The organism is Streptomyces kronopolitis, from assembly GCF_014646275.1.
Classification (GTDB): Bacteria; Actinomycetota; Actinomycetes; order Streptomycetales; family Streptomycetaceae; genus Streptomyces; species Streptomyces kronopolitis.
The window spans coordinates 1-802 of the sequence record NZ_BMND01000098.1 but is presented as its reverse complement, the minus strand read 5'-3'; the positions used below and the strand labels follow the sequence as shown (position 1 = coordinate 802).

Here is an 802-nt window from a genome sequence, read left to right as displayed (position 1 = left end):
ATCACCCGCTGCTGCGAGGGACCATTCGGCGCCGTCAAACCATTCGACGCACCATCCTGATTCACCGCAGAACCCGCCACCACAGCCAACACCTGATGCCCATTACGCCGCGCATCCGACAGGCGCTCCACCACCAACACACCCACACCCTCGGAGAACCCCGCACCATCCGCAGCATCCGAGAACGCCTTGCACCGACCATCAGCAGCCAACCCACGCTGCCGACTGAAATCCACAAACAACCCCGGCGTCGACATCACCGTCACACCACCCGCCAACGCCACATCACACTCACCCGCACGCAACGACTGCACCGCCAAATGCAACGCCACCAACGACGCCGAACACGCCGTATCCACCGTCACCGCAGGACCCTCAAGACCAAACGTGTACGACAACCGCCCCGACACCACACTCGCCGCATTACCCGTACCGATATAACCCCCCAAATCCTCCTCACCCGACGCCACCAACAACCCCGTGTAATCCTGACCATTCGTCCCCGCAAAAACCCCCGTACGCGAACCACGCAACGACCCAGGAACAATCCCCGCCCGCTCAAACGCCTCCCACGACGCCTCCAACAACAAACGCTGCTGCGGATCCATCGCCACCGCCTCACGCGGCGAAATCCCAAAGAACCCAGGATCGAAACCATCAACCCCCGGCAAAAACCCACCCTCACGCGTCGACACCTTCCCCGGCACACCCGGCTCAGGGTCATACAACCCCTCAACATCCCAACCACGATCCACCGGGAACGGCACCACACCATCCCCACCCCCAACCAACAACCCCCACA

The 802-nt window shown here is 62.2% G+C and carries 1 protein-coding gene; it reads right to left on the bottom strand.

The window, feature by feature from the left end; genetic code table 11:
* A partial coding sequence (locus IEY78_RS33780) for a beta-ketoacyl synthase N-terminal-like domain-containing protein (protein WP_189104816.1) occupies positions 1-802 on the bottom strand: 802 nt, incomplete at both ends.